19 protein-coding genes are annotated in these 21,782 nt (G+C 62.7%); 11 read left to right on the top strand and 8 right to left on the bottom strand.

The window, feature by feature from the left end; translation table 11 throughout:
- The first annotated feature begins 40 nt into the window (after positions 1-40).
- A complete protein-coding gene (locus DFO46_RS02565) occupies positions 41-277 on the top strand; it encodes a ribbon-helix-helix protein, CopG family (protein ID WP_120276233.1) in 237 nt (78 codons plus the stop codon).
- Entirely contained in the window at positions 277-561 is a 285-nt protein-coding gene (locus tag DFO46_RS02560; protein ID WP_120276232.1) for a type II toxin-antitoxin system RelE/ParE family toxin, read from the top strand. The genes DFO46_RS02565 and DFO46_RS02560 overlap by 1 nt, the downstream gene beginning before the upstream one ends.
- Positions 562-566: 5 nt before the next feature.
- Here the strand turns inward: DFO46_RS02560 and DFO46_RS02555 are convergent, their stop codons facing one another.
- Entirely contained in the window at positions 567-1,562 is a 996-nt protein-coding gene (locus DFO46_RS02555; protein ID WP_110791648.1) for a KpsF/GutQ family sugar-phosphate isomerase, read from the bottom strand.
- 142 nt (positions 1,563-1,704) lie between these two features.
- On the opposite strand from DFO46_RS02555, the gene DFO46_RS02550 reads away from it, so the two are divergent.
- The gene (locus tag DFO46_RS02550) at positions 1,705-3,213 is read left to right on the top strand and encodes an outer membrane beta-barrel protein (protein ID WP_245422499.1); all 1,509 of its coding nucleotides are present in this window, start codon (positions 1,705-1,707) and stop codon (positions 3,211-3,213) included.
- Between the two features lie 28 nt (positions 3,214-3,241).
- On the opposite strand, the gene galU is transcribed toward DFO46_RS02550, so the two are convergent.
- Positions 3,242-4,129: a UTP--glucose-1-phosphate uridylyltransferase GalU gene (gene galU / locus DFO46_RS02545; protein WP_120276230.1), complete on the bottom strand. Its 888-nt coding sequence runs from the start codon at positions 4,127-4,129 to the stop codon at positions 3,242-3,244.
- Between the two features lie 201 nt (positions 4,130-4,330).
- Between galU and DFO46_RS02540 the strand changes: the two genes are divergently transcribed.
- Positions 4,331-5,548: a lytic murein transglycosylase gene (locus tag DFO46_RS02540; protein WP_165826213.1), complete on the top strand. Its 1,218-nt coding sequence runs from the start codon at positions 4,331-4,333 to the stop codon at positions 5,546-5,548.
- Positions 5,549-5,665: 117 nt separating this feature from the next.
- Positions 5,666-6,874 carry a GDSL-type esterase/lipase family protein gene (locus tag DFO46_RS02535; protein WP_120276229.1) on the top strand — a complete coding sequence of 403 codons (1,209 nt, stop codon included), beginning with the start codon at positions 5,666-5,668 and terminating at the stop codon, positions 6,872-6,874.
- A gap of 64 nt (positions 6,875-6,938) precedes the next feature.
- Here DFO46_RS02535 and DFO46_RS02530 read toward each other — a convergent pair whose 3' ends face one another.
- Genes DFO46_RS02530 through gltB form a run of 3 tightly spaced genes read right to left on the bottom strand, consistent with a single transcriptional unit; the run spans position 6,939 to position 13,442 of the window.
- Positions 6,939-8,393, bottom strand: a complete 1,455-nt coding sequence (locus DFO46_RS02530) for a glutamate synthase subunit beta (RefSeq protein ID WP_120276228.1) — start codon at positions 8,391-8,393, stop codon at positions 6,939-6,941.
- A 37-nt stretch (positions 8,394-8,430) separates the two neighbouring features.
- Positions 8,431-8,673, bottom strand: coding sequence for a hypothetical protein (locus tag DFO46_RS02525; protein ID WP_120276227.1), 243 nt, complete (start codon positions 8,671-8,673; stop codon positions 8,431-8,433).
- A gap of 53 nt (positions 8,674-8,726) precedes the next feature.
- Complete coding sequence (gltB, locus tag DFO46_RS02520) at positions 8,727-13,442, bottom strand: glutamate synthase large subunit (protein WP_120276226.1); 4,716 nt, start codon at positions 13,440-13,442, stop codon at positions 8,727-8,729.
- Between the two features lie 413 nt (positions 13,443-13,855).
- Between gltB and DFO46_RS02515 the strand changes: the two genes are divergently transcribed.
- From DFO46_RS02515 to DFO46_RS02495, 5 genes are all read left to right on the top strand, one after another.
- Positions 13,856-14,902 carry a low specificity L-threonine aldolase gene (locus DFO46_RS02515; RefSeq protein ID WP_120276225.1) on the top strand — a complete coding sequence of 349 codons (1,047 nt, stop codon included), beginning with the start codon at positions 13,856-13,858 and terminating at the stop codon, positions 14,900-14,902.
- 145 nt (positions 14,903-15,047) lie between these two features.
- Complete coding sequence (locus tag DFO46_RS02510; protein WP_110791635.1) at positions 15,048-15,350, top strand: DUF2282 domain-containing protein; 303 nt, start codon at positions 15,048-15,050, stop codon at positions 15,348-15,350.
- Between the two features lie 83 nt (positions 15,351-15,433).
- Entirely contained in the window at positions 15,434-16,336 is a 903-nt protein-coding gene (locus DFO46_RS02505; RefSeq protein WP_245422498.1) for a DUF692 domain-containing protein, read from the top strand.
- Positions 16,326-17,111: a DNA-binding domain-containing protein gene (locus tag DFO46_RS02500; RefSeq protein WP_120276224.1), complete on the top strand. Its 786-nt coding sequence runs from the start codon at positions 16,326-16,328 to the stop codon at positions 17,109-17,111. The genes DFO46_RS02505 and DFO46_RS02500 overlap by 11 nt, the downstream gene beginning before the upstream one ends.
- The gene (locus tag DFO46_RS02495; RefSeq protein WP_120276223.1) at positions 17,108-17,674 is read left to right on the top strand and encodes a DoxX family protein; all 567 of its coding nucleotides are present in this window, start codon (positions 17,108-17,110) and stop codon (positions 17,672-17,674) included. Before DFO46_RS02500 ends, DFO46_RS02495 begins: the two co-directional genes overlap by 4 nt.
- A 64-nt stretch (positions 17,675-17,738) precedes the next feature.
- Here DFO46_RS02495 and DFO46_RS02490 read toward each other — a convergent pair whose 3' ends face one another.
- Entirely contained in the window at positions 17,739-18,209 is a 471-nt protein-coding gene (locus DFO46_RS02490; RefSeq protein ID WP_110791631.1) for an Hsp20 family protein, read from the bottom strand.
- A gap of 394 nt (positions 18,210-18,603) precedes the next feature.
- Here DFO46_RS02490 and DFO46_RS02485 point away from each other — a divergent pair, with 394 nt between their 5' ends.
- Positions 18,604-19,593, top strand: coding sequence for an alpha/beta hydrolase (locus DFO46_RS02485; protein ID WP_120276222.1), 990 nt, complete (start codon positions 18,604-18,606; stop codon positions 19,591-19,593).
- A 10-nt stretch (positions 19,594-19,603) separates the two neighbouring features.
- On the opposite strand, the gene hisN is transcribed toward DFO46_RS02485, so the two are convergent.
- Together hisN and DFO46_RS02475 are read right to left on the bottom strand one after the other, a co-directional pair.
- Entirely contained in the window at positions 19,604-20,380 is a 777-nt protein-coding gene (gene hisN / locus DFO46_RS02480; RefSeq protein WP_110791627.1) for a histidinol-phosphatase, read from the bottom strand.
- Positions 20,381-20,727: 347 nt separating this feature from the next.
- Positions 20,728-21,603, bottom strand: a complete 876-nt coding sequence (locus DFO46_RS02475) for an N-formylglutamate amidohydrolase (protein ID WP_120276221.1) — start codon at positions 21,601-21,603, stop codon at positions 20,728-20,730.
- Positions 21,604-21,782: the final 179 nt, after the last annotated feature.

The following is a 21,782-nucleotide window of genomic DNA, read 5'->3' as shown; positions in this document are numbered from 1 at the left end:
GTGATCTTGCGCATGCTGGAATCCATGGCATAGTTCGCTCATGACCGTGAAACTCGCCATCACAGCCGATCTGGCCGCCCGCATCGACGCGCTTGCCGCGCGCTCGAACCTCTCGGCATCGGATATCGTCAGAGATGCTCTGGAGAACGGTCGTTCCCTTGATTGGCAGGAACGTTTCCTGGAGAAGATCGCGGCGGCAGTCGAGGAGGCTGATCGCCGAGCCTTCGCGGATACGCGAGAGATCGAGCGGGTTCTCAACAAATACCGGCCAGCCTGATGGAGGTCACCTGGACCCTCGGGGCTCTGGGAGATCTCGAGGAGATCGGGGACTATATCGCCACAGACAGCCCCAGGGCCGCGCACCAGATCACAGTCAAGATCTGGTCGAGAACACATGATCTTTTGAGCGAGAATCCCAACATTGGGCGAAAGGGTCGCGCTCTTGGTACGCGGGAACTCGTCATTGTCGGCACACCGTATTTCGTGGTGTATCGGATCTCGGATCGCGTGGAGATTCTAGCGGTCGTCCACGGCGCACAAGATTGGCCCAAGGATGCCTGAACGTTTCAGGCAACGCCGATGCGCAGCAAATCGTGGAAGTGTATGAGGCCGATCGGCTGATCCTGATCATCGACCACCATCAGCGCGCCGATACCGAGCTTGTTGATCGTGGCCGCTGCCGTGGTGGCGAGCGCATCCCCCTGGATCACCTTCGGATTGCGGGTCATCACGTCTTCGACGTTGAGCACCGAGAGATCCCGCGCCAGATTGCGGGCCATGTCGCCTTCGGTCACGATGCCGCAGAGCTTGCCCTGGCCATCGACCACACCGACACAGCCGAAGCGTTTGTGCGACAAGGTCTTGACCGCCTCCGGCATCGACGTGCCAAGCGGCACCAGCGGCAGCCGATCGCCGGTATGCATGATGTCGCGCACATGGGTGAGCGCCGCCCCGAGTTTGCCGCCGGGATGGAAGGTGCGGAAATCGCTGGGGCTGAAGCCGCGCGCCTCCAGAAGCGCAATCGCAATGGCATCCCCGATGGCAAGCTGCAGCACGGCGGAAGACGTCGGCGCGAGGCCATGCGGGCAGGCCTCCTGCACCTTCGGCATCAGAAGCACGACATCGGCATTGCGGGCCAGCGTCGAGGTCTCGCCCGAGGTGATGGCGATGAGGGGAATGGAAAAGCGCCGCGAATAGTTGAGGATGCCCTGCAGCTCGACCGTCTCGCCGCCCCAGGAGATCGCGAGGATCGCATCATCCTGGGCGATCATGCCGAGATCGCCGTGATTGGCTTCGGCCGGATGCACGAAGAAGGCCGGCGTGCCGGTCGAGGCGAAGGTTGCGGCAATCTTCGAGCCGATATGGCCACTCTTGCCGACACCCGTGACGATGACACGGCCGGTGATGTCGCCGATTGCCTTGACGGCATTGCCGAAGGGAGCCGCCAGCGGTCCCGCCAGCGCATCTTCCAGGACCTGCAGCCCCTCCCGCTCGGTCGCGACCACGCGGATCGCGGACTGGGTGGCACTGGCTTCGACGAGATTGACGGCGCGCTTGATCATGGCCGTCCCATACTGCGTTTGGCCTGCCCTGTAAATCAGGCCCGATCGACGCACAGCACCGAAACCAATCATTAACCACCAGGCTTTACCTTTCGGTAAGCATGACGGAGCGCCGGGCGGACAGATGATAGTGAATGGCAAGATGGGATTGCGGGGCGCCAAGCGCCTCGGGCTGCGCGGCATGGCCGCTTTGCTGGCCGCCCATGTCTTTGCCCTGCCCTTGCCGCTTGCCGCCCAACAGGCGGTGACGGCGAACCCGGTGGCTGCGCCAAACCGGCTGACGGCTGCCAATGGCACTCTGCTCACCTCTGCGGACACCGAGCCCCTGACCGGGCCGACGGACCCGACCGCCGCCAATGTCGTGACCGACCCGACGACAACAGCGACCGCAGCACCTGCGCCGCTCCTGGAGCCGGCGGTTGAAAACGCCGATATCGCGCCGCTGGACGACGACTTCGGCCGCCAGAACCTCCGGGAAACCCGTCTCGACAACCCGGCTGCCGCCCGTATTCGCCGCGATGACGAGCGAGACATGGGCATCCGGCTCGGCACGCTGGTGCTGCGCCCCGCACTCAACCAGCAGATCGGCATTGAACGGGAAAAGACGGCAACCGGCAGTGAGCGGCGGGTTTTCTCGGAAACCGGCCTCAAGGGTACGCTGACCTCCGACTGGTCCCGCCATGAACTGACCATCGGCGGCGAAGGCGCCTGGCAGGAAACGCTGTCGGGTGACGGCGCCGACAAGCCCCGCGCCCGGATCGACGCCAACCTGCGGCTCGATCTCGCCGACGACACCATTGCCAACATCACCGGCGCCTACAGCTTCAGCCGCGAGGACACCAACGACCCGAATGCCATCTCGGGTGCCAGCGTCCAGTCGGGCGTGCACCAGTTCGACGGCGGCGTCTCGGTCGAGCGCGATCTTGGACTGCTGCGCGGCTCGATCGCCACCAAGGCCAGTCGTTATCTGTACTCCGACGCCGAACTCTCGAACGGCACCACCGTCGACCGCAGCGACCGTGACCGCACCCGTGCGACGATCAGCGCGCGCCTCGGCGTGGAGCTATCGACCGCACTCACACCCTTCGTCGAGGCGACCACCGGCAAGCTGATCTATGACGACAGCGTCGATTCCAGCGGTTATCGCCGCTCGGCCGACATTTACGGCGCAAAGACCGGCGTGGCAGTCGATCTCGGCGAAAAGCTGCGCGGCGAAATTGCGGTCGGCTACGAGCAGCAGCGCTTCGACGACAGCCGTCTCGCCGATCTTTCCGCAGTCACGGTGGATGGCAACCTCTTCTGGTCGCCGCGCGAGGGCACAACGGTGGACGTGACGCTCGCCACGACCCTCGATCCCTCGACTGCGGCCGGCGTCAGCGGTGCAAGCGTGCACAGCCTCGACGTCAGCCTTGCCCACGAGCTGCGCAGCAATCTCGTCGCACGGCTGACCGGCGGCACGTCGGTGAGCCGCTACGACGACGCGGGCGCATCGGCAGACAAGACGGTTTACAATGCAGGGGCTGGTTTGACCTGGAAGATCAATCGGTATCTCGATGCGACGGCCGACCTGACCTATGAGCGAAACGATTACAAGTCGGCCGGTGACACCGATACGGTGACGGCGCTGGTCGGCCTGACCGCCAAGCGCTGAGGCCCGGCGGTCAGCCAATTCGATTGGCTTATTTCAGAGCGGCGAGGATCGCCTTCAGTTCCTGCTCGATGACCGGACGGATGTCGGGACGCTCGATCGCGAAGGCGACATTGGCGAGGATGAAACCATCCTTGGCGCCGCAGTCGAACGTCTGGCCCTTGAAGTGATAACCCGCAAAATCCTGGCTCTTGGCAAGCTTCAGCATGCCATCGGTCAGCTGGATTTCGTTGCCGGCGCCGCGTTCCTGGGTCGACAGGATCTCGAAGATCTCGGGCTGCAGGATGTAGCGGCCATTGATGAAGAAGTTCGAAGGTGCGGTCCCCTTGGCCGGCTTTTCCACCATCTCCGTGATCTGGAACCCGCCTTCGAGCGCCGCGCCCACGCCGACGATGCCGTATTTGTGCGCCTGGTCGGGCGCGCATTCCTCAACGGCCACAATATTGCCGCCGGTTTTTTCATAAAGTTCGACCATGCCCTTGAGGCAAGCCTTTTCACCGCGCATAATCATGTCAGGCAGGAGCAGCGCGAAGGGTTCATGACCGACGATGTCGCGGGCGCACCAGACGGCATGGCCAAGGCCGAGCGGTTCCTGCTGACGCGTAAAGCTGGTCTGCCCGGCCGTGGGCTGCAGATCGCTCAGGAGTGACAGTTCGGCGTTCTTGTTACGGGCCTTCAGCGTCTGCTCGAGTTCGAACTGGATGTCGAAATAGTCCTCGATGACCGCCTTGCCGCGTCCCGTCACGAAGACGAAATGCTCGATGCCCGCCTCGATCGCCTCGTCAACCACATACTGGATGACAGGCTTGTCGACGACGGTCAGCATTTCCTTCGGCACCGCCTTGGTCGCGGGCAGAAAGCGTGTGCCGAGGCCGGCAACGGGAAAAACGGCTTTGCGGAGCTTCTTAGTCTGAACCACTCATTCCTCCTCGAGGATCTAATCGATTTACGCCATCATACCGCAGTCACGGCCAGTAACATAGAAGTGCTTAGAAATCGCAAAGGCGAATGAAAGACGAGGGCCTGGCCGGACCACATGGTAAAGGTTTGTTGACCGAACAGCATTAACCTTGCGTGAACAGCCTTTGTTCCGGCTGCATACCGAAGAACGAACGGGGAGATGCCCATGAAACGACACCATCCCAGCCTTCTCGGCGCAATCGCCTTGACCCTGTCGACGGCCTTGATGCCGGTGCAGGCCTTCGCCGATGCCGGCTTCCAGAAATGGATTCGCGACTTCTATCCCGTCGCCGCAAAGAGCGGCATTTCCGAGCGCACCTATCGCAAGGCGTTTGACGGCGTGAAGGAACCAGACCAGTTCGTGCTGGAAAAAGCGGCCTATCAGCCGGAATTCAAGTCGGAGATCTGGGACTATCTGGACAGCCGGGTGAACCCCTACACCGTGCGGATCGGCCAGGAGATGCTCGCCAAGCATGGTGGGTTGCTGAAGGCGCTGGAGAATCACTTCGGCGTCGACAAACACGTCATCCTCGCCATCTGGTCGATGGAATCGAATTACGGTGCTGCGCTCGAACGCCCTGACCGCCTGCACAACGTGCCACGCTCGCTGGCAACGCTCGCCTATGCCGACAAGAAGCGCGCGAAATACGCCCGCACCCAGCTGATCGCGGCGCTGAAGATGCTGCAGAACGGCGACGTCTCAAATAAGAACCTGATGGGCTCCTGGGCAGGCGCCATGGGCCACACCCAGTTCATCCCGTCGAGTTATCTGCTTTACGGCATTGATGCCGATGGCAATGGCACCAAGGACATCTGGCACTCGATTCCGGATGCGCTCGCCACGGCTGCAAACCTGCTTGCCAAGAACGGCTGGCAGACCGGCCGCACCTGGGGCTACGAAGCCGTCGTACCGCAGGGCGGCAGCAAATTTGCCGGCCAGACCAAGACGCTCGCCCAGTGGCAGGCGCTCGGCTTCGCGCGTCCCTCCGGCAAGGGCTTCAAGAACGGTGCCGAGCGTGCCGAACTGAAGCTGCTCGGCGGTTCGAACGGCCCGGGCTTCCTGATGACCAAGAACTTCTTCGTCATCAAGCGCTACAACGCCGCCGACAGCTATGCACTGGGTGTCGGCCTGCTCGCCGACGAGATCGCCGGTTATGGCGGCATGCAGCAGCGCTGGCCGCGCCCGAACGGCACGCTCGACATGAAGGAGAAGTTCGAGCTTCAGACCCGCATGCAGGCGCTCGGCTATTACGACGGCAAGATCGACGGCAATTTCGGCTCCGGCTCGAAGGCCGCCATCACCGCCATCCAGCAACGCCTCGGCATGGCCGCAGACGGCCAGCCATCGCGCGTGCTGCTGGAAGCCCTGCGCAACTGATCCGGTCCTGATCACGACGAACCGCCGATTGACTTGACGGCCGACGCGCTCCACAACGGGCATCGCGTCGGCCGCATCGTATCAGCCGACCCATGGCCGCAGCGGGAGGAGATCGCAATGACAATTCGGCGCGTTTCTTTCACTCGCCTGACCCGGACCGCCAGCCTAGCGCTCGCCGTCCTTGTGGCTGCGCCGGCCTTCATGGCCGCAGACACGCAGGCGCAGCAGCTGGAGCGGCGCCGTACCCTGTTCGACGTGCTGTTCGGCCAGCGCCAACCCGAATATCTGCCGCCGCGCGATGTCAGGCGCCCGATCCGCGAGCAGCGGCCGCGCAAGAAGACCGGCGGCAGCATCACGACGATCGACACCCGCACGCCGACCAGCCGCGCGGTGCCGCCCGCCCCGCCGCCACCGGCCAAGCTGGACAATGCCAAGAAGGTTCTGGTGATCGGCGACTTCGTGGCCGGCGGTCTCGGCGAGGGCCTGAAGAGCGCCTTCGAAGACGCACCGGGCGTGCTGATCGAGACCCGCGCCAATGGTTCATCCGGCCTTGTCCGTGATGATTTCTACGACTGGACCGGCACCCTTCCGGGCCTCATCTCCGAACTTCGCCCGAGCGTCGTCGTCGTCCAGATCGGCGCCAACGACCGCCAGCAACTGGTGACCCCTACCGCAAAATACGATTTCCGCACCGACGAATGGTTCTCAGCCTATGCTACCCGTGTCACGGCCCTGGCCGAAGTCGCGACCAAGGCAAAGGTGCCGCTGATCTGGGTCGGCCTGCCGGCCTTCCGCCCACAGAACATGACGGCCGATGCCCTGCGCCTCAACACGCTCTATCGCACCAGCGTCGAGAAATTGAACGGCGAATTCGTCGATGTCTGGGACGGCTTCGTCGACCAGGACGGCCGCTTCATCGTGACCGGCTCCGACATCAACGGCCAGCCCGTGCGCCTGCGCGGCAACGACGGCATCGGCTTCACCGCCCCCGGCAAACGCAAGCTTGCCTTCTATGTGGAGAAATCCGTGCGCCGGCTGCTGGGCGACATGAGCAGCCCGGATCTGGTGCGGCTCGACGCGACCAACCTGCCGAGCCTGATCGACCTGCCGCCGGTCGAAGCCAAGGGCATCGTCAGCACGCCGCCGATCGACCTCTTCGACCCTGAACTCGACGGCGCGACCGAACTTCTAGGCGGCGCACCGCTGCCCGCGACCAGCACCAAGACGCCGCGCGACATGCTCGTCCGAAACGGCAAGCTCCCCGACCCGCCGGCCGGGCGCGTCGATTATGTGCAGCGTCCGGTCGCGACGACCGCCACCCCCTGATCGCCGATAGCAAAAAAGGCCGCCTGCAGGCGACCCTTTGTAACGCTCATTCAGAGGCTCCCGCTCACCGCGGCAACACGCTCTCGCCCATCAGCGCCTCGTCGATCGCGCGCGCGGCTTGGCGTCCCTCACGGATCGCCCAGACCACGAGCGACTGGCCGCGACGGGCGTCGCCGGCCACCCAGACCTTGTCGACCGACGAGCGATAGTCCTTGTCGTTGGCAACCACATTGGTCGAGCCGCGACGGTCGGTATTGAGTTCCAGCTTGCCGTCCAGTTCCTTCAACACGCTGTCGGTGAACGGGCCGGAGAAGCCGATGGCGATGAAGGCGAGATCGGCCTTGATGATGAATTCCGTGCCCGGGATCGGCTTGCGGCGCTCATCCACCTGGCAGCACTTCACGCCGGTCAGCACGCCGTCTTCGCCGACAAATTCCAGCGTCGCCACCTGGAATTCGCGATTGGCGCCTTCGGCCTGGCTGGACGAGGTGCGCATCTTGGTGGCCCAGAAGGGCCAGACGGCGAGCTTGTCTTCCGTCTGTGGCGGACGCGGGCGGATGTCGAGCTGGGTGACCTTGACGGCACCCTGGCGGAAGGCCGTGCCGACACAGTCGGAGGCCGTATCACCACCACCGACGACGACAACATGCTTGCCGCCGGCGAGGATCGGATCGGCCGGCCAGCCATTGCTGTCGATGTTTTCGCGACCGACGCGGCGGTTTTGCTGGACAAGGTAGGGCATGGCATCATGCACGCCGTGGAACTCGACGCCGGGAATGCCGGCTTCGCGCGGGGTTTCCGAGCCGCCGCAATAGAGCACGGCGTCATAGTCCGCGCGGAGCTTCTCGACGGTGATGTCGACGCCGACATTGACGCCGCAATGGAAGGTAACGTTTTCGCCCTTCATCTGCTCGACGCGGCGATCGATAAAGTTCTTCTCCATCTTGAAATCCGGGATGCCATAACGCAGCAACCCGCCGGGCTTGGTTTCGCGCTCATAGACATGCACCTCGTGGCCGGCGCGACCGAGCTGCTGGGCAGCTGCAAGGCCCGACGGACCCGACCCGATGACGGCGACCTTCTTGCCGGTATGGATGGTCGCTGGCTGCGGCACGATGAACCCGAGTTCATAGGCCTTGTCGGCAATCGCCTGTTCGACGGTTTTGATCGCAACCGGCGTGTCTTCGAGGTTCAGCGTGCAGGCTTCCTCGCAGGGTGCGGGGCAGACGCGGCCGGTGAATTCCGGAAAATTGTTCGTCGAGTGGAGGTTGCGGATCGCCTCCTCCCACTTGTTGTTATAGACGAGGTCGTTCCAATCCGGGATCTGGTTGTGAACAGGACAGCCGGTCGGACCATGGCAATAGGGAATGCCGCAATCCATGCAGCGCGCCGCCTGCTTGGTGACCTCAGCATCCGACATGGGGATGGTGAATTCGCGGAAATGGCGGATGCGGTCGGAGGCCGGCTGATACTTCGCCACCTGCCGGTCGATTTCCATGAAACCTGTAACCTTGCCCATGTCTACTTTCCTCAATCTCCGCCGCTATCGCAGCTCGTTAATCGAAAGGCGGCACCGTCTTCGGCCAGATTCCATTTTCCCATTCAGTGAATGGATTGAACCTGGCTGCCATCGCATCCCGCGCTTCGCGTTCGGCGGGATGGACTGTAATCGTGCCATCCCTTTCCTGGCGGATGATGATCTTGTCCCCTTCAAGGAAGAATTCATCGGGAATAGCGACGAGACGGCGGTTGTCCTCTCTGATGATTTGGCCTTCGTGTTCTTTCGATACTGGACCCATCGGCGCCTCCATCCTGAGTTGAATACTCATAACAGAAGGCGCCGATAGTTAAATCACTCCGCAGCCACGCCCATGCGCATGCGTTCCATTTCCTCAAGCGCACGACGATATTCGACCGGCATGACCTTGCGGAACTTCGGACGATACTCGGCCCAGCTGTCGAGGATCTGCTTGGCGCGGTTCGAACCCGTGTAGTGCAGATGGTTCGAGATCAGCTGGTAGAGGCGCTCCTCGTCGTGGCGGGTCATGTCGCCGGACACGTCGACAAGGCCCTTGTGCATGAGGTCGCCGCCGTGATGGTGCAGCTTCTCCAGCATGTCGTCCTCTTCCGGAACCGGCTCGAGTTCGACCATGGCCATGTTGCAGCGCTTGGCGAAATCGCCGCTCTCGTCGAGCACGTAAGCCACACCGCCCGACATGCCCGCCGCGAAGTTGCGGCCCGTCTGACCGAGCACGACGACCACGCCGCCCGTCATGTATTCGCAGCCATGGTCACCGACGCCCTCGACGACGGCGATTGCACCGGAGTTGCGCACGGCAAACCGCTCGCCCGCCACACCGCGGAAATAGCATTCGCCGGAGATCGCGCCGTACAGCACGGTATTGCCGACGATGATCGAGTTTTCCGCGACGATGCGGGCATTTTCCGGCGGACGCACGATGATGCGGCCACCCGAAAGACCCTTGCCGACATAGTCGTTGCCGTCACCGACGAGATCAAACGTGATGCCGCGCGCCAGGAAGGCACCGAAGGACTGGCCGGCCGTGCCGGTCAGCGTGACGTGAATCGTATCGTCCTTCAGACCCTTGTGACCGTGACGCTTGGCGACTTCGCCCGAGAGCATGGCACCCGCAGACCGGTCAACATTCTTGATGTCGACATCGAAGACGACAGGCTGCTTGTTTTCGAGCGACGGCATCGCCTTCTCGATCAGCTTGCGGTCGAGAATGTCGATGATCGGGTGGTTTTGGCGCTCGGTCCAGTAGGTGGCGGACTTCGGCGCATCGACCTTGTGGAAGATCTTCGAGAAATCGAGCCCCTTGGCCTTCCAATGCGCGAGCATTTCGTCCTTTTCCAGAAGCTCGGAAGCGCCGATGATCTCGTCCAGCTTGGTAACGCCAAGCGAAGCGAGGATTTCGCGCACTTCTTCAGCCACGAAGAAGAAGTAGTTGATGACGTGCTCCGGCGTGCCCTTGAAGCGCTTGCGCAAGACCGGATCCTGGGTCGCAACGCCGACCGGACACGTGTTGAGGTGGCACTTGCGCATCATGATGCAGCCGGCGGCGATCAGCGGAGCGGTGGCAAAGCCGAATTCATCGGCACCGAGCAGCGCACCGATGATGACGTCACGGCCGGTCTTCAGACCACCGTCGACCTGCAGCGCGATGCGCGAACGCAGACCGTTCAGCACCAGCGTCTGCTGAGTCTCGGCAAGACCGATTTCCCAGGGGGAACCGGCGTGCTTCAGCGAGGTGAGCGGCGAAGCGCCCGTGCCGCCATCAAAGCCGGAGACGGTGATGTGGTCGGCGCGCGCCTTGGCAACGCCGGCGGCAACCGTGCCGACACCGACTTCCGAGACGAGCTTGACCGAGACATCGGCCTCAGGGTTGACGTTCTTCAGGTCGTAGATCAGCTGCGCCAGATCTTCGATCGAATAGATGTCGTGATGCGGCGGCGGCGAGATGAGACCCACACCCGGCGTCGAGTGACGCGTCTTGGCAACCGTCGCATCGACCTTGTGGCCGGGCAGCTGACCACCCTCGCCGGGCTTGGCACCCTGCGCGACCTTGATCTGCAGCATGTCGGCATTGACCAGATATTCGGTGGTCACACCGAAGCGGCCCGACGCGATCTGCTTGATCGCCGAACGCTCGGGGTTCGAAGACCCGTCCGCCAGCGGCAGGTAACGATCGCTCTCTTCGCCGCCCTCGCCGGTGTTCGACTTGCCGCCGATCCGGTTCATGGCGATGGCAAGCGTCGTATGCGCCTCGCGGCTGATCGAGCCGAAGGACATGGCCCCGGTGGAGAAGCGCTTGACGATCTCGACCGCCGGTTCCACCGCATCGATCGACACAGGCTTGCGGCCGAGCGCCTCCGCCGACTTGATCTTGAACAACCCGCGGATGGTGTTCATCCTCAGATTGCTGTCGTTCACCATCTCGGCGAATTCGCGGTAGCGGTCCTGGCTGTTGCCACGCACGGCATGCTGCAGCGACGCAATCGAGTCCGGGCTCCAGGCATGGTTTTCGCCACGCATGCGATAGGCATACTCGCCGCCGATATCGAGCGTATTGGCGAGAACCGGATCCTTGCCGAAGGCCGACGAATGACGGGCAACGGTTTCCTCGGCGATCTCGGTCAGGCCGATGCCTTCGATCATCGTCGCCGTGCCGAAGAAATACTTGTCGACCAGCTCGGAGGAGAGGCCAATTGCGTCAAAGATCTGCGCGCCGCAATAGGACTGGTAGGTCGAGATGCCCATCTTGGACATGACCTTGAGGATGCCCTTCCCCACAGCCTTGATGTAGCGATAGACGACTTCGTCTTCCGACACTTCCTTCGGGAATTCGCCATGCTTGTGCATGTCGGTCAGCGTATCGAAGGCGAGATAGGGGTTGATCGCTTCCGCACCGTAACCGGCGAGACAGCAGAAGTGATGCACTTCACGCGGCTCGCCCGATTCGACAACGAGACCGACCGAGGTGCGAAGCCCCTTGCGGATCAGGTGATGGTGCACGGCAGCGGTCGCCAGAAGCGCCGGGATGGCGATGCGGTCGGGGCCGATCTGGCGGTCGGAGAGCACGATGATGTTGTAGCCGCCGCGCACGGCCGCTTCCGCCCGCTCGCACAGACGATCCAGCATTTCCGGCATGCCTTCGGCACCGCGCTCCACGTCATAGGTGAAGTCGAGCGTCTTGGTGTCGAAGCGGTCTTCCATGTGACCGATGGAGCGGATCTTTTCCAGATCGCCATTGGTCAGGATCGGCTGGCGCACTTCCATGCGCTTGGCGTTCGCCATGCCTTCATGGTCGAGGATGTTCGGACGCGGACCGATGAAGGAGACGAGGCTCATGACGAGCTCTTCGCGGATCGGGTCGATCGGCGGGTTGGTGACCTGGGCGAAGTTCTGCTTGAAATAGGTGTAGAGCAGCTTCGACTTGGTCGACATCGCCGAGATCGGCGTGTCGGTGCCCATCGAGCCGATCGCTTCCTGGCCCGTGGTCGCCATCGGCGACATCAGGATCTTGGTGTCTTCCGTGGTGTAGCCGAAAGCCTGCTGGCGATCGAGCAGCGACACGTCGCGACGCAGCGCACGCGGTTCGACCGGCTTCAGGTCTTCGAGGATGAGCTGCGTGCGATCGAGCCATTCGCGATACGGATGGCTGCCGGCAAGCGACGACTTCACTTCCTCGTCGGAAATGATGCGGCCTTCCGCCATGTCGATGAGCAGCATCTTGCCCGGCTGCAGGCGCCACTTCTTGACGATCCGCTCTTCCGGCACCGGCAGCGTGCCGGCTTCGGAGGCGAGGATGACGCGGTCGTCATCGGTCACGAGATAACGGGCCGGACGCAGACCGTTGCGGTCGAGCGTCGCACCGATCTGGCGACCATCGGTGAAGCAGACGGCGGCCGGGCCATCCCACGGCTCCATCATCGCGGCATGGTATTCGTAGAAGGCCTTTCGCTCAGGCGACATCAGCTGGTTGCCGGCCCAGGCTTCCGGGATCAGCATCATCACGGCATGCGCCAGCGAATAGCCGCCGCGCTGCAGGAATTCGAGCGCGTTGTCGAAGCAGGCCGTATCCGACTGACCTTCGTAGGAGATCGGCCAGAGCTTGGAGATGTCGTCGCCGAAGAGCGGTGAGGAGACAGACGCCTGGCGCGCCGCCATCCAGTTGACGTTGCCGCGCAGCGTGTTGATTTCGCCGTTATGGGCGACCATGCGGTACGGGTGCGCCAGCTTCCAGGACGGGAAGGTGTTGGTCGAGAAGCGCTGATGCACGAGGGCAACGGCCGACTCGAAACGCGGATCGGCGAGATCCTTGTAATAGGCGCCAACCTGATAGGCGAGGAACATGCCCTTGTAGACGATCGTCGAGGAGGACAGCGACACCGGATAGAAGCCGGTTTCCTGGCCACCATACTGGTCATAGATGCGGTTCGAGATCACCTTGCGCAGCAGGAACAGGCGACGCTCGAACTGTTCCTGGGTCGCGGCGTCACGGCCGGCACCGATAAAGACTTGGATCTGGCGCGGCTCGGTTGCGGCAATCTCGGGCGCCTTGGACAGCGAGGAATTGTCGACCGGCACATCACGATAGCCGATGAGGGTCTGGCCCTCGGCCTGACAGACTTCGGCGATCACCTTCTTGAAATGAACGATCTGCTCTTCATCCTGCGGGAAGAAGAAGTGACCGACGGCATATTCGCCGGCCTTCGGCAGGGTGATGCCTTGGGCGGCCATTTCCTCGCGGAAGAATCGGTCGGGGATCTGCACGAGAATGCCGGCACCGTCGCCCATCAAAGGATCGGCACCAACGGCGCCGCGATGGGTCAGGTTCTCCAGGATGAACAGGCCATCCTTGACGATCTGGTGCGACTTCACGCCCTTCATATGGGCAATGAAACCGACGCCGCAGGCATCGTGTTCGTTTTTCGGGTCGTACAGACCCTGCTTGGCAGGAAGACCGCGCGCAACCGGCTTGCCGCCAGTCGATTCCGCGCTCGCGGACCGCATGTTCTCTTCGGATGACGTAATGCGCGTCATGGCCTTCCCTCCTATGGGGCCCGGCAGAACCGGGCGGGTTGATCTGGGACCCTTCACAGTTTCGGGCGCCAGACGACGGAGACCCACCCTGACCGGGTTACATCACCACCGCATGACACCAGAGTTCGAGATCCCGAAACTCGAATTAGGTCAATCAATCTGACCTAATTTTGAAAATTTCTATGACAGAATGTAAGCGGCCTTGCAAGGGGACGCACGGAAAATTAACCGGCCACCGGATGCTAAATTGCCATGCAGCACCCTCCTGCGCAATTTTATTTCACGTCAGCATCCCTGCTATTCGCCTTGTTGCGGAATCGATCTACGCGACATGGTCCGCCGCGGACCGGATTGATCACGTCGCGGAAATGCCTAATCTCCGGAAACCCTCCCCTGGCTCAGGAAATGATCCCATGTTCTTCGCATCCGACAACTGGTCCGGCGCCCATCCCAAGATTGCCGAAAGCCTGACCCGCTTCGCCTCCGGTTATGCCGCAGCCTACGGCACCAGCGACCACGACAAGCTGATCGAGGCGAAGTTCAACGACATGTTCGAACGCGAAGTCGCGGTCTTCTTCGTCGCCACGGGCACGGCCGCCAACTCCTTGGCCCTTGCAAGCGTCGCCAAGGCCGGCGGCGTGACCTTCTGCCATTATGATGCCCATGTGAATTCCGACGAAGGCGGCGCCCCGGAATTCCTCACCGGCGCGACCCGGCTCTTCCCGGTCGAAGGCGACAACGGCAAGATCGATCCGGAAGCGCTCGACATTGCCGTCTCCCGCTTCGATGTGCCGTCCGTGCATCACGGCCGCCCCATGGCGATCACCGTGACCCAGGCCACCGAAGCCGGCACCGTCTATTCTCTCGACGAACTGGATGCGATTGCCGCAATCGCGAAGACAAAGAACCTGCCGCTCCACATGGATGGTGCCCGCTTCGCCAATGCGCTGGTCGCGCTGAAGGCCAGCCCGGCCGAAATGACCTGGAAGCGCGGCGTCGACATCCTTTCCTTCGGCGGCACCAAGAACGGCTGCTGGTGCGCCGAAGCCATCATCTTCTTCAAACCCGAAATGGCAGAGGAGATGCCCTATATCCGCAAGCGCTCCGCCCAGCTCTTCTCCAAGACCCGCTTCATCTCTGCCCAGCTTGAAGCCTATCTGGAAAACGATCTGTGGCTGGAGCTCGCCAGCCATTCCAATGCCATGGCCGACCGCCTGCGCGCCGGCCTCACGGCCAAGAACACCACCCGCCTCGCCTGGGAAACGACCGCCAACGAGGTCTTTGCCGTCGCCGACAAGGATGCCGTTGCCCGCGCCCGTGCCAAGGGCGCCATGGTCTATGACTGGCTCCCGCCGCGCGACATGCCGCATCTGCTCGGCGCCAATGAAACCCTTTTGCGCCTGGTAACAAGCTTCGCGACGACCAAAGAAGAAGTCGATCAATTCATAGAAGTCGTCTGAGAGGCGCGCTTCTTACAAGCATATCGAACAACAAGAATACAATAATCATTGATTTCCCAAGGCCTCCTCTCCTCGCCATGATCCCTTCACCAGCCCCTGATCGGGCTGGTTTGGGAAACAGCTTCACGATCCGAGGAGAAGCATCATGAGCAAGTACACCACCAACGCCGCAGCACTCGCCGCCGCCGTCACCATGGCCGTCGGCGCGGCCGCCCTCCTGTCGGGTCCGGCCGCCGCGCAGGAAAAGGAAAAGTGCTTCGGCGTCGCCATGGCCGGCAAGAATGATTGCGCCGCCGGCGCCGGCACCACCTGCGCCGGAACTTCCAAGGTCGACTACCAGGGCAATTCCTGGTCCTACGTCGCCAAGGGCACCTGCCTGACCATGGCGCTCCCCGACGGCCGCATGGGTTCGCTCGAAGCCCTCGACCGCGACCTCCCCAAGGCCTGAGCCTTCCCCGTCCCGGCCCCTGCGGTACTGCCGCAGCGGCCGGGATGCGGCCGGATCCCTAAGTCGCACCAGAGGAGCGCCCCATGTCACAGTCACCGACCTTGATGGCGAACCCGCACGTCACGGCGGGATTGCCGCCCCGCAGCGGTGCCGGCTTCAAGCCACAGCATGCCGATGCGATCCTTGCCGATTCCTTCCGCATCGGCTTTCTCGAAGTGCACGCGGAAAACTACATGGGCGCTGGTGGTCACCCGCACCGCATTCTCACCCGCATGCGGGAGGATTTTCCTCTCTCCGTCCACGGCGTCGGCCTGTCGATCGGCAGCCCGCGAGGATTGGACCCGGCGCATCTCGCCCGGCTCAAATCCGTCGTCGACCGCTATCAGCCGGCCATGGTCTCAGAACATCTGGCCTGGTCGACCCATGACGACCACTTTCTCAACGACCTCCTGCCCGTGCCCTATGACGAACAGACGCTGAGCCGCGTCTGCGACCATATCGATCAGGTCCAGGAGGCATTGGGGCGCCGGATCCTGCTCGAAAACCCCTCGACCTACGTGGCCTTCGAAGCCGCCACCATGCGTGAGACGGACTTCATCCGGGCGATTGCGCGGCGTACCGGCTGCGGCCTGCTGCTCGACATCAACAATGTGCATGTCTCCGCCACCAATCACGGCTACGGCGCACTGGAGTATCTGGCCGACTTCCCGCTGCTCTCAGTCGAGGAAATCCACCTCGCCGGCCACGCGACGGATGAAGACGACATCGGCCAGCCGCTCCTGATCGACAGCCATGACCGGCCGGTGGACGATGTGGTCTGGTCGCTCTACCGCGAGGTCTTGGGCCGCACCGGGCCGCTCCCAACCCTGATCGAATGGGACAACGACGTGCCCGACTGGCCGATCCTCAAGCGCGAGGCCGAGCGGGCCGACGCCCTCCTGCATCTGTTCGGCGAGCAGCGCCTGGGTCTGCGCCATGCGTCCTGATCCTGTCACCAGCGGTGCCTTCGCCGCCGCCCTGCAAAACCGCGACCTCCCGCCACCGGACGGCCTCAGTCGTCCGGGCGGCAAACCCGCGACCCGTCGTTTCGCCGTCTACCGCAACAATGTCGCGGTCTCGCTGGTCGATGCGCTCGCCGCGATCTACCCAACCCTGCAGAACCTCGTGGGCGAAGAGTTCTTCCGCGCCATGGCCCATGCCTATGTGTTGCACAACCTGCCAACATCGCCGCTGATGTTCACCTATGGTGCCAATTTTCCGGCCTTCGTCGAGACCTTCGCGCCGGCCGGCGCCCTGCCGTTTCTCCCCGATGTGGCACGCGTCGAGCGTGCCTGGCTAGACGCCTTCCACGCCGAGGACCGCGCACCGCTCGCCCCCCAGGCGCTCGGCTCCATCGACCCGGACGCCCTCGCAACCATCCGTTTTGAGCCGCATCCGGCAAGTCGGCTGCTGACGCTGCCCCACGCGGCCGGAAGCATTGTCGGCCGTGACCGGGCCGGCCAGCCGCTCGACGGCCTGGACCCGTTCATGCCTGAGGCCGTGCTGATCACACGCCCCGCCTTTGATGTCTCGGTGACCGTTCTGACGGCTGAAGCCTGCGCCTTCATCGGCACCCTAGTGGCGGGAGGCACCTTCGCCGAAGCCTGCGATGCGGCCGAAAGCGCAACACCCGAACCCGACATTGCCGGCCTCCTCACCCTCACACTGGCCAGTGGCGCCTTCAGCGACCTGATGCCGCCGGAGACAAGGAAACCGTCATGATCCGCCAGCTCCAGTCCCTCAAAAGCGTCTACGACCGTGCTGTCATTGCCGTCGAACGGCGGCTCGACAGGTGGTTCCTCGGCCTTGCCGCACGCGCCGTCTTCGCCGCAGTGTTGCTTCCCTATTACTGGAACTCGGCACTGACCAAATTCGATGGCCTCTTTGCGATCAGCGACAGCGCCTATTACCAGATTGCGCTGCCGGCAGTGGATGCCGCTGGCGGCGATGTCTCGGCCGTTGCCTTCTTTCCCTGGGGCCTGATGGTGATCTTCGGCACCTATGGCGAAGCGATCCTCCCGGTGCTCGTCGTCCTCGGTCTCTTCACCCGCGTCGCCGCCGCCGGCATGATCGGCTTCATCCTCGTCCAGAGCCTGACCGATATTCTCGTCCACAAGGTCGATGCCGCGACCATCGGCGCGCTCTTCGATCGTTTCCCCGACAGCGTCATCCTCGACCAGCGTCTGCTCTGGATCTTTCCGCTGCTATATCTCGCCGTGAAGGGCGCAGGCGTCCTTTCCCTCGACAAGCTGCTCTGCACGCTCTGGACCAGACGAATGCAGTGACCTGAAACGCAAAAAGGCGGCGGGCCTTCGCCCACCGCCTTCCACATTCGCAAATGCGTGTGGCTTAGTTCACATGTGCCTCGATGGCCTTTGGCGCCGCACCGGCTGCTTCCGCAGCAATCGAAATCCGGCGCGGCTTCATGGCTTCCGGAATGTTGCGCAGGAGATCGATGTGCAGCAGCCCGTTCTTCAGCGAAGCGGCGGTGACCTCGACATGGTCGGCAAGCTGGAAGCGGCGCTCGAAGGCGCGCTTGGCAATGCCGCGATAGAGGAATTCGCTCTGCTCGGCCTTCTCGTCTTCGGCCTTCTCACCCTTGACGGTCAGCACATGCGCATGCGCCTCGATCGAAAGCTCGCTTTCGTCGAAACCGGCAACAGCCATGGTGATCCGGTAGAGGTTATCACCGGTGCGTTCGATGTTGTAGGGCGGATAGCTCTGGGCCTGCTCCGGCTGTCCGAGGCTGTCGAGCATCGTGAACAAGCGGTCGAAACCGACGGTGGAGCGGTAGAGCGGGGAAAAATCGACGTGACGCATTGTGTCCTCCTTGAAGCGACGTTGGCGTTTTGGGTTTCGCGCACATCCCGCAACGGGCGATGTCGGCGAAGGTTACGGACCCTTTCGGCGTCCGCATCACCGATGTGGGAAATCGGTTTTCGGAATTCAAGATCATCCGTCTGAACAGCGAAATGCGGCCGATGAATCCCGCGTGAACGAGAGGTTCAAGACGGGTTCAGCCCCCTCGCTTTAAACCATCTCCATCGGTTGTCTCGAACCCGATAGGCCGGGGATATCGCCCCTTCCACTCCGGTCGATTTCGCCGGAACCGCATATCTCCATATGGGGTTCCGGCTTTTTTCTTTGACCTTTTGCGGGGGCCATCCTATCCCGGAACAAGGAAACCGCGCTCAACGGACAGGCAGTTGTGAGGATGGAAGCAAGACTTCACGCCACGCCCGGAAACCCCATTCCCGGAACCCCGCTCGTCGGCACCTTCAAGGGGTATCGCGGCGCAAACCTGCGCTATGCGGTCTTCAAGTCCAGCGCCGAAACCACCCGTGGCACCATCGTGCTGCTGCACGGCCGCAACGAGACCATCGAGAAATATTTCGAGACGATCCGCGAGATGAATGAACGCGGCTTCTGGGTGGCGACATACGATTTTCGCGGCCAGGGCAGCTCGGATCGCCTGATCAAGGACCCGCGCAAGGGCCATGTCGGCCGCTTCGACCATTACGTCCGAGATCTCGAGATTTTCCTTGAGCAGATCGTCCTGCCCGACACCCGCCTGCCCTTCTTCCTGGTTGCCCATTCGACCGGCGGGCTGATTGCGCTGAAGGCAGCCCCGCGGCTTGCCAACCGCATCGAGCGCATGGTGCTGACGGCCCCCTTTGTCGGGCTGGGCGGCCAGAAAACCTCGCCGGACAACATCCGCCGCCTGGCGACGCTCGCCACCTTCACCGGCCTCGGCGGGATCTGCCTCAACAAGGACGAACCGCGCAAGGATTTCGACGGCAATCCGCTGACGACAGACCCGCAGCGCTTCGCCCGCAACCAGCGGCTCGTGGCGGAGCATCCGGAACTGTTTCTAGGCCCACCGACCGCACGCTGGCTCTATGAAAGCCAAAAGGCGATTGCCCAAGTGCGCGACCCGCGCCACCTCGCCTCGATTACGGTGCCGACCGTCATCGTCGCGCCGGGCAATGATCCGATCGTGCCCTATCACTACCAGGAATCGCTGGCGCAATATTTCCGCGCCGGACAGCTGGTGCCGATATCAGGCGCCCGTCACGAGATCCTGCAGGAGCAGGACCGCTATCGCACCCAGGCGCTGGCCGCCCTCTTCGCCTTCATCCCCGGCGGCGAGCCCGAGGAAGCCGATCCTGTCGGCGAACTGACCGACAGCCGCCTCGACGCCTAAGACCACACGCTTAGCGACGCTTCAACATCTCCATGACCTCGGCATGCACGGCCTTGGAGCCGGCCGCGATGATCGAGCCGCCCGCTTCCGGCCGCCCGCCATCCCAGGTGGTGATCACGCCGCCGGCCTGCTCGATGATCGGGATCAGCGCGCCGACGTCATAGGGTTTCAGGACCGTCTCGATCACGAGGTCGATATGCCCGGCCGCAAGCAGGCAATAGGCGTAGCAGTCGACGCCGTAGCGGAAGAGTTTCGCCCGGTCCTGCACCGCCTGGTAACGCTCGACCTCCCAATCCCGGAAGAGATGCGGCGAGGTGGTGAACAGGATCGCGTTTTCGAGGGAGCCGCAGTCACGCACCTGGTTCTGCCGTTCCCCATCGGGCCCGAAATACCAGGATTTCTCGCCATCGGCGAAATAGCGTTCACCGGTGAACGGCTGCTCCATCAGCCCCATCACGGAGCGCCCCCGCTCCTGAAAGCCGATCAGCGTGCCCCAGACGGGAACGCCTGAGATGAACGCCCGCGTCCCGTCGATCGGGTCGATGACCCAGACCTCTTCGCTGTCCATGCGGATATTGGCGTGCTCCTCGCCGAGAATGCCATGGGTCGGAAACTCAGCCTCGATCAGCCGGCGGATGGCCGTCTCGGCCGCCTGGTCGCCCTCGGTGACCGGATCAAAGCCCTGCGCCTCCTTGTTCACGACGGACAGGCCGGAGCGGAAACGCGGCAGGGTCTCGGCCTTGGCGGCATCGGCGAGGCGAAAAAAGAAATCACGGGTGGGGCGCATGAGAGGTTCCGTCTGAGGAGTGAGGGCGCCAGTCTTAAAGCCTGTCGGAGCGAAAGAAAACCGCCTCCCGTCATCCCCCTGCGTTTCAGGGCCCAAACGCAGAACTGCGCATTTTTTCGCCACGCCCAAAAAAGCACCAAAATTCAACTTGACAATGGTGCACTGCAGCACATAACGTCTGAACCACAGTCTTTGACTGTAAATACCCTCCTTGGGTGTTTCCTCCCTAGACTTGAAGCCGCGCCCAGTGCGCGGTTTTTTTTGTCTTCGAACCAAGCAGGCAGGGGCGCGCGCCCGCAGGGTTCAACGAGCGGTTTGCCGGGTTCGGAGAGCGGGGAGCAAGTCGCCTATTCGGCCGCCAGGGCCTGGTCGCCAAAATAATCGGCGACGAAATCGGCCATCTGGCCCATGAAGATCGCGAGAGAGCCTGCCAGCACATCGAAATCCGGCTGCTTTTCCAGCGTCGACTCGTCGATATAGATCGAGCGGTTGACCTCGATCTGCAGCGCGTGCAGATCCCGTGCCGGCCGGCCGTAATGTTCGGTGATGAAACCGCCGGCATAGGGTTTGTTGCGCACGGCGGCAAAACCGAGTTCCTCGAGGAATTGCAGGGCTGCCCGCGACAGCTCTGCCGAAGCGCTCGTGCCGTACCGGTCGCCGACGATGAAGTCGGGCTTCACGCCGCTGCCGGCAACCCGGATATTGCCGGGCATCGAATGGCAGTCGATCAGAACGCCGAGCCCGAAGCGGGCATGGGTGCGGGCGATCAGCTTGCGCAGGCAGGCGTGATACGGCTTGTAGCAGGTCTCGATCCGCTCCATCGCCGAGGCGAGCGGCATGCGCCCCGCATAGATTTCCATGTTTTCGGCAACGATCCTGGGAATGGTGCCGAGCCCGCCGGCCACCCGCGCGGAATTGCTGTTGGCGTAGGGCGGCAGCGGATCGGAGAACATGCGCGGGTCGAGCTCATAGGGCTCGCGGTTGACGTCGACATAGGCGCGCGGAAAATTCGCGACCAGCATGGGCGCACCGAAACTGGGCGCCGCAGAAAACAGCTCGTCGACGTAGTGATCCTCGGACCGGCGTATGGAGAGATCATCGAGCCGCGTTTCATCGAGGAAAGCACTCGGATAGCAGCGGCCGCTATGGGGCGAGTTATACACGAAGGGAATGGTCTGGACGGCGGGTTCGCGAATCTCGAAAGGCTCGAATTCGTTGGTCATCCGCTCCCCAATGCCTCTTCTTTACCAAGTCACAAACTTGTTGTGTTCTCCATGTTGCCAGTCGGCAGGTGCAAAGTCCATACTGCCGGAAATGGCGGAGCGGGCTCACTTTTTCGTTGTTCACCGGTTCTTTACTGGGCAGGACCTAGAGTGAGCGGCTGCGAGCGTCCCATGCAATC

Source organism: Rhizobium sp. AG855, assembly GCF_003610655.1.
In the GTDB taxonomy this organism is placed as follows: Bacteria; Pseudomonadota; Alphaproteobacteria; order Rhizobiales; family Rhizobiaceae; genus Allorhizobium; species Allorhizobium wuzhouense.
The sequence above is the reverse complement of the archived record's forward strand: the minus strand, read 5'-3'. Positions and strand labels throughout refer to the sequence as shown.